General features: G+C 49.3%; 8 protein-coding genes and 1 pseudogene. 4 read left to right on the top strand and 5 right to left on the bottom strand.

Going from position 1 to position 7,690, the window contains the following annotated elements; genetic code table 11:
- Positions 1-2: 2 nt before the first annotated feature.
- A complete protein-coding gene (locus BM241_RS09710; RefSeq protein WP_169729727.1) occupies positions 3-1,115 on the top strand; it encodes a prephenate dehydrogenase in 1,113 nt (370 codons plus the stop codon).
- Positions 1,116-1,137: 22 nt separating this feature from the next.
- Complete coding sequence (gene aroA / locus BM241_RS09715) at positions 1,138-2,421, top strand: 3-phosphoshikimate 1-carboxyvinyltransferase (protein ID WP_092282646.1); 1,284 nt, start codon at positions 1,138-1,140, stop codon at positions 2,419-2,421.
- Between the two features lie 160 nt (positions 2,422-2,581).
- On the opposite strand, the gene BM241_RS09720 is transcribed toward aroA, so the two are convergent.
- A complete protein-coding gene (locus BM241_RS09720; RefSeq protein WP_025747336.1) occupies positions 2,582-3,250 on the bottom strand; it encodes a beta/alpha barrel domain-containing protein in 669 nt (222 codons plus the stop codon).
- Between the two features lie 324 nt (positions 3,251-3,574).
- Positions 3,575-3,721, bottom strand: coding sequence for a hypothetical protein (locus BM241_RS12515; protein ID WP_156925063.1), 147 nt, complete (start codon positions 3,719-3,721; stop codon positions 3,575-3,577).
- 237 nt (positions 3,722-3,958) lie between these two features.
- Between BM241_RS12515 and BM241_RS09725 the strand changes: the two genes are divergently transcribed.
- Positions 3,959-4,129 (top strand): aspartyl-phosphate phosphatase Spo0E family protein, encoded by a 171-nt coding sequence (locus BM241_RS09725; protein ID WP_084054639.1) that lies wholly within the window; start codon positions 3,959-3,961, stop codon positions 4,127-4,129.
- Positions 4,130-4,186: 57 nt separating this feature from the next.
- On the opposite strand, the gene BM241_RS09730 is transcribed toward BM241_RS09725, so the two are convergent.
- Positions 4,187-4,795: a protein-L-isoaspartate(D-aspartate) O-methyltransferase gene (locus BM241_RS09730; RefSeq protein ID WP_025747337.1), complete on the bottom strand. Its 609-nt coding sequence runs from the start codon at positions 4,793-4,795 to the stop codon at positions 4,187-4,189.
- 466 nt (positions 4,796-5,261) lie between these two features.
- Between BM241_RS09730 and BM241_RS09735 the strand changes: the two genes are divergently transcribed.
- Positions 5,262-5,699 (top strand): HNH endonuclease, encoded by a 438-nt coding sequence (locus BM241_RS09735; RefSeq protein ID WP_025747338.1) that lies wholly within the window; start codon positions 5,262-5,264, stop codon positions 5,697-5,699.
- Here the strand turns inward: BM241_RS09735 and BM241_RS09740 are convergent.
- Both BM241_RS09740 and BM241_RS13210 read right to left on the bottom strand, forming a co-directional pair.
- Complete coding sequence (locus BM241_RS09740) at positions 5,696-6,778, bottom strand: DUF362 domain-containing protein (protein ID WP_092282647.1); 1,083 nt, start codon at positions 6,776-6,778, stop codon at positions 5,696-5,698. The two genes, BM241_RS09735 and BM241_RS09740, sit on opposite strands and share 4 nt — an antisense overlap.
- Before the next feature lie 148 nt (positions 6,779-6,926).
- Positions 6,927-7,690: pseudogene (locus tag BM241_RS13210) on the bottom strand (hypothetical protein); the annotation flags it as partial.

The following is a 7,690-nucleotide window of genomic DNA, read 5'->3' on the forward strand; positions in this document are numbered from 1 at the left end:
TGTTGTCAGGCACGGAAATAAAAACCATAAGCATTGTGGGACTGGGGCTTATAGGCGGTTCGCTGGCCAAGGCCATTCGCCACAGCCACCCGGACTGGCAAATCACGGGAACGGATATCGAGGAAAAGCATTTGGCTTTGGCGCTGAAGGAAGGGGTAATGGACAAGGGGACCACCAGTCTTGAGGAGGCCGTGTACAATGCACAGGTGATATTCGTATGCGCGCCGGTAGGTGCCATACCCGGCTTAATCAAAGAAATTGCCGCCCATGCCCCTGCCGGCGCCATAATCACCGACACCGGCAGCACAAAGGAAGCCATAGTGCGCACCGCAATGGAATGCCTCCCTCCCGGCGTATTCTTCGTGGGTGGGCATCCCATGGCCGGCACCGAGCATTCGGGCTATGCCGCCAGCATACCACACCTGTTTGAAAATGCCTACTACGTCCTCACCCCCCTTCCTTCTACTCCCGCCTGGGTAATAAATCGTTTGACATCCCTTCTCTCATCCATAGGCGCCATTCCTCTGGTCATGGACCCGCAGCTTCACGACAGGATAGTGGGGGCCATAAGCCACCTCCCCCATGTGGTGGCATCAGCGCTGGTCAACGCGGTGCAGGAGATAGACGACCCACAGCACTTCAAGGAAAGGCTGGCCGCCGGGGGATTCAGGGATATAACCCGGATTGCGTCATCCAGCCCGCAGATGTGGCGCGACATATCGCTTTCAAACCGCCAGCGGCTTGTGGAGCTCATCGAGAGCACCGTCCGGCACCTGAATGCGTTTTGCAAATATCTGGATGAGGGCAGCGCAGATGAAATAGAAGACTTCTTCTGGAGGGCAAAGAAGTTTCGCGACAGCCTCCCCCGCCTGCAGAGCCAGGTATTGCTCCCCTACCACGATCTGTATGTGGACATACAGGACCGTCCTGGCATCATCGGTGAGATAGCCACCCTGCTGGGGCAGCACAGCATAAACATAAAGAACTTGCGCATAATCAACAGCCGCGAGGACGAGCCGGGAGGCTGTCTTGTGCTGTCGCTGGCAGATGCGGTATCGCTGGAAAAAGCTCGCCAGGTGCTGACCGAAGAAGGGTATAAGACGTATGTGAAATGAGGCAAGTTGAAAGGAGGCAATCATGAAGATCACCATAACACCCGCCAGACGACTTGCCGGAGAAATCCGTGTCCCGGGCGATAAATCCATCTCCCACCGCTCCATAATGCTGGGCTCTATAGCCAGGGGCGACACGTACATCACCCATTTTCTTATGAGCGACGACTGTTTGAGCACCATACTGGCATTCAAGCAGATGGGAGTGCCCATAGAGATAACCGGTCCAGAAACCGTTACAGTTAAAGGGCAGGGCTTGCGCGGCCTTAAAGCCCCAAACGCGACCATAGACGCCGGTAACTCCGGTACCACCGCCCGATTGCTTGCCGGCCTTCTCTCGGGGCAAAGCTTCAGCAGCACCATAACCGGGGATGAATCGCTGCGCAGGCGTCCCATGGACAGGGTGATCATCCCATTACGCAAAATGGGCGCTGATATATCCGGCGTACAGGACAGGTACCTTCCCCTGTCAATCAAGGGCGGCACCCTCAAGGGCATCCAATACCACATGCCGGTGGCCAGCGCTCAAGTTAAGTCCTGCTTGATATTGGCCACGCTGTATGCCGATTCCCCCAGCCGCATATATGAGCCCACATCCTCCAGGAATCACACAGAGCTTATGCTGCAGGCCTTTGGCGGCAGGCTGGACATAAACGGCAACGAGATAACCGCCTACCCCGCCGACCAGCTGTACGGCCAGCAGGTCCACGTCCCGGGAGATATATCGTCGGCCGCTTTCTTTATAACAGCCGGGCTGCTGGTTCCAAATTCTACCATAATATTAAAGGGGGTAGGGCTAAACCCCACCCGCACCGGGATCCTGGAGGTCTACAAAGAAATGGGCGGCAGCATCGCCATCGAGAACGTCTCAACCTCAGGAGGAGAAAAGATGGGAGATATCATCGTGAATACCTCCCATTTGAAGGGCACCGTAATAGGCGGCCAGCTCATTCCCCGCCTCATCGATGAGATACCCGTCATAGCCCTGGCCGCTACCCAGGCTGAAGGCACCACCACCATAAAAGATGCGCAGGAACTCAAGGTAAAAGAATCAGACCGCATAGCCACCGTGGTGGATATCCTGTCCCGTCTGGGAGCCAGCATTGAAGCCACCGACGACGGCATGGTCATACACGGGCCAACACCCCTCAAGGGGAACGCGGTGGACAGCTTTGGCGACCACAGGCTGGCCATGATGGCAGCCATCGCAGGGCTTATCGCCCGGGGCGAAACTACCATAAGCGGCTGGGAATGCGTGAATATATCATTCCCAGGGTTTTATGATATGCTGAAAAAGCTGCAGAATTAGCGATACAGATATACGCAGGTACACGCGCGTCTTTAATGAACGCATCCTTCACAACTTCACAAGCCTATGCTAATAAGCCTATCAGCATAAGCTTACGCTGATAAGCTCACTAGGCAACCTCACGCACACGGGTATGCAGCTGAACTCATTGCTCGCCTTTTCAAGACAGCTCTGCCCTGTACTTGTCCATGAGAACCCTAAAAAGCTCGGCAGGTGTAGGAGGAGTATAGGTTATGGCGTTGGCACCCGCCTCGATGGTGGCCATTATGGTATCCTCATTTGGCCCACCTGTGGCTATGATGGGTACAGTGGGCAGCTGATCCCTTATTCTCTTTACTATATCCACCGTCTTGCGAGCCCCGGAAACGTTGAGAATGGTGGCCCCCGCCTCCACGCGCGCTTTAAAATCGGTATTCTCCGATACCACCGTCACGACAATGGGAATATCAATGGTCTCCCTCATAGCCCTTATGATCTCGTTGGGCGTTGGGGCGTTTACCACAACGCCAATGGCTCCCTTAAATTCTGCATCCAAAGCCAGATTTACCACCCTCTTGCCGGTGGTTGTCCCTCCTCCGACGCCGCAAAAGACGGGCACATCGGCCGCCATCATGATGGCCTGAGTGATGGCGGGCTGAGGCGTGAAGGGATACACCGCTATGATGGCGTCGGCGTTGATGTTCTTTATGACCGCGACATCGGTGGTAAATGCCAATGAACGAATCGTTTTGCCGAATATCCTTATACCGCTTGCCTGTTGAATGCACTCCGGCACCTCAATCATGTGCTGCCTTAAAGTCCCTCTTATTTCAGGAACATACCTTTCCATAACATCTCTCCTTTTCTAATCTTATATCATATTTAAACCCTGTCAACACCAACAGTACTGCCCAGCTGGCCATAGAGCCAACATAATGATGCCCACACTCGACTTCATCCCATGGATTTCTCCTATATCCATCATACCGCTTACAGACAGCTTTAACAAGCGTTAACCCTTGATCGACAAGCCTTCATATATCAGATGTGCAGCTACTTGATATTCTATTCCTGTCCATACCTTATCACTTGAACTTCGTTTTTTTGTGGCCTTGTCCAAAAATACAACATAAACATACCGCACCGGACTGGCCTTAGGGGGCAAGCATACCCCCTATATGGCATTCAATATGGTAGCCACACCCTGGTGCATTTCCTTTCCGCTGCCGGCTATCCTCAGCAAAACTATCAATGCAATGACCACAGCCAGCAGTACAATTCCCCAAATGATAATGTCTTTTTTAAAGAAAAACACCCGCACATCCTCCACCCCCTAATCTAAAGGTATGCGGGGGAGGCTAATTTTAGAATATACATTAATATTACCACCGCAAATTTGTACAGCATGATAGAGTAACTTTATCTACGCCAATTCAAAGCACAGACTTTTTTGCAGCTGGCCACACAGTTCAATGTGTAATATTTTTGCAACATTGAACGAAAACTATTCCTAGTAGTATGCGGCAGCATTATTGACAAGGAGGAGTAGCTAAACTTCATGGAACAGTCCAGGCTAAAGGAGCTATTGCTGAGGATCGAAGCATTGCGTAAGTGTATGAATGAGCTCATATCACAAAACGAGCTTCAGGATGCAAAAATCCTTGAAATAAGCAGACAGCTTGACGAGCTGTTGTTAAAATATTATGAAATTATCAAAAACAAGCAATAAACTTTTCTCCTGCCAGATTCACGGCTTCAAGGATTTCCGGTTTCAATACAAATCTCCTTATGGCTGTTTCTCTATCATTGGCACGAACCGCACATGGCATATCGGCTCTTTGTTTAACCTGCCATCGACTTTCGTGATGCGGTAAAGCATTTGCACGCTGTGCTCAGGGCCAACCGGTATCACCATCCGCCCTCCCTCGGCCAGCTGGTCTATGAGAGCCTTTGGTACGCGCTCGGGAGCACAGGTGACCATTATGGCATCGTAGGGAGCATGCTCTTCCCACCCGTCAAAGCCATTCCCTATTTTATAGTGAATATTTGTGTATCCCAGGGATTTCAAAATTTCCTTTGCCCGCTCCTGCAGGGGCTTTATCACCTCAACGGTGTATACCTCTTTGGCCAGGCGTGCCAGAAACGCGGTCTGGTATCCCGAACCGGTACCGATCTCAAGCACCTTTTCATGGCCTTCAAGCATCAAAAGCTGCGTCATATACGCAACCAGGGAAGGCTGAGAGATGGTCTGGCCAAACCCTATGGGCAGTGGAGCATCCAAAAACTCGTCATCCTGATAGGCCTCTCCAAGGAACCGCCTTCTTGGGATCGAGTTTAGCGCATCCCACACCCTGTCATCGGTTATCTCAGGCATGTATTCCCTCCTCCACGCCATGCTGGTACCTCCTTATCTTTATCATCGCCCCTTTCTTGCTATTTTATCACAAAATCTTGCTTACCAGCATCCCCTGCAATATTCTAGTTTATCAGCAGTCCCTCCAATATCTTCTTAGCATTGACTTGCGCCGTTCAAACCTACAATTTAAAGTTGAAGTTCAAAGTTGAGTATTTGCTAAAATTTCCCTAAAATATGCAAGAGCTTCTTCCCCATAAACCTTCTACGGAATGAAGATGAATCGGTAAAAATATGATAAAATATTTCCTGGGGAATAAAAGCAGCTGGCAAGTCTGTTAGGGAACAGACAGCCGCCATCGAGATGCATGAATATTCTACAATAGATACATGAAGCCATGCCGAATTTTCAGGAAATTACTGCTTTTATGGAATGCACACCGGCGATTTATGGATTACAAAATCAATGCTGCAATTAATATCAGTGAGTTTAAGGGAGCTTAAACCGATGAAGCCAAAAAAATCCATAAAATCATACATATACGAAAGGGATGGGCGCAGGTGCCGCTTTTGTGCCAAACACCTTCAGTTTCATCAGGCCAGCCTGGACCATTACCTGCCCAGGAGCAAAGGCGGCACCAACGACATATTCAATCTAATACTAAGCTGCAAGAAATGCAACAAGCTTAAAAAAAGCTCCATCCCCCCCGATTTTGAACAGGTCATGATAGAACTCTTTAAAACCGGCGTGAGGGATGGAGTGATAAGGGCATCGCTTCCTCAATTTTCGACCGATGAGATAAAAAGCCTGGTAGAAAGCGTGGACAGGCTGGAAGCGATAAACAGGTACGTGGTGTTTCAGAGTAAAACGCATCGCCTGTACGTCAAAGATAACCGCATCATAAAGGTTGTACATATCGGTACCCAGACCAGCGCTTTTCTTTAAAAGACCTCTTCAATATAGTATTCCTGGGTGCCCAATCCCCTCTTTTCCAACTCCCTCAGCTGAACAAAGGGGTCTTTCCTGTGTATACGTTCAAACAGATGGCCATGGGTTCCCAGTTCCATACCCTGAGGAAGTCCGGATGGAATGAGGTCCTCTACCTTGATGGCATCCAGCGAAGCCTTTTCAATGGCGACGATATCCTGCGAAGCAAATACACCTATATCAGGCACCAGTGAAGGAGTGGTAAGCCCCCAGCAATCGCACAGTATGGTTATATTTGTGAGGAAATTGATGTAAAACACGTGTCCTGGTTCAAACGTCTTCAGCACCTCATCGGTACAAAGGGCCATTCCCTTCTGGAAATCCTCATACCTGTTGGCGTCCATTTTGATGGCGCCAGTGGGACATACCTTCACACAGTGCTGGCAAAACGTGCAGTTGTGGAAAAACACCCTATACTTTCCATTCTCATCAAAACTGTTGGCATCGTGGTTGCAGTTTCTAATACATGCTTCACAGTGTATGCACAGGTTTTCTTCCCAGGTGATCCCGCCTTCAAGGCCGTGGATCTGTTGCCTTGTTCGATCAGTCACACAGCCCATGGCGATGTTTTTGCAGGCCCCTCCATATCCACAAGCTCCATGGCCTTTAACGTGCGAAAGATTGATCATAACTTCGGCGTCGTGTATGTAACCCCCAATATCTACATTTTTAAAGGTCTTGAAGTCTACTTGTTTTTCATAATAATACTTTCCCAGCAATCCACATACAGGCACGATAGGCACTCCAAGATATTCTTCGGTATAACCCCTGCTCCTTGCGCCGGAAACCACCTGATCAGTTATGTACACCTTTGCCCCATACTCAAGCAACTTATCCACCAGGATTTTGACAAACAGAGGATGAATGGTGGAATAGCCGATGTTTCGTCCAAGGTGCATTTTTATGGCCGTCCATTTCCCCTTTACAACATCCTGCATGCCCATCCGGTCAATAAGCCTGCCAAACTTGGCTGGAAGCGTTACATCGGCATCAAACTTATCGTATTTCACAGACGCAAACAGCACTCTTGCCCCCATAGATCTTTCCTGGTCATCTAAACTGTACAAAACTGCACAAGTTTAGACGGCTGGGGTATTTCTTACCGCCTTTCAAGTTGTCCCACCCCCAGCAGGCGGTATTTGGGACAACCATAGCCCCTGCCCCAAGAAGCAGGAACTCACGCCCTTAACCGGGTCTCCCCACTTGCCCTGAGTACATCACCCTCCTCAGGGCAGAGACATCTCTTAATACCCTCTCAGGAGAGAGTGGCGTCACCACCGCTACCTTGAGAACTCGCCAGAGTCTGTAGCTTCCGCTACAGGCACCAAGACTTGTTCCATACAGAGGTCTTGATTCCTCCCCTGGCTCACTCCCAAGGCTTTGTATAAACTTTTTAACCCTGTCTATTTCTCTCAAACGTTTCTTCCTCAACTGTTTATTCTTAACCGTTTTCTTTACATGCTCTTTCAATCCCTCTAATTCCCCAGCATCTAAATGCTCTACAATTGCCATATACCCTTCGGGAATCTGCTATTTTAGTCCAAGCCCTCTCCTCGCTATTACATACGACGCCGCTTCGTCCTTGCTTATCATATACTGCGGCGTATATTTTAAAAGCCCTATCACTGATGTATATGCAGGATCAACCTCTATAACCTGTATACTCATATATCTCAATCCTTGTGTTGAGATTCCCTTTCTTGCTCCTGTCACCTCTTGAATAAAGATTGCCTTTCCTTCTCTCTTGCCACTCCTGTTTTAACTTCTTGTATGCTTTCCCGTTTATGTGCCGTTTCTTGAGCTTATCAAACAAACTCCTGCCCCCAAAAATAACCTTGCTGGGGTTTTCGTCCTTTTCTCTGCAAGACTCTAAAACGCTCTTTGCCTTCATTATCGCATCATCTACATACCTCGAATTTAAATTAAAAACCCCCTGTAGTTCTCTTTTT

This window comes from Caldicoprobacter faecalis (assembly GCF_900115765.1).
In the GTDB taxonomy this organism is placed as follows: Bacteria; Bacillota; Clostridia; order Caldicoprobacterales; family Caldicoprobacteraceae; genus Caldicoprobacter; species Caldicoprobacter oshimai.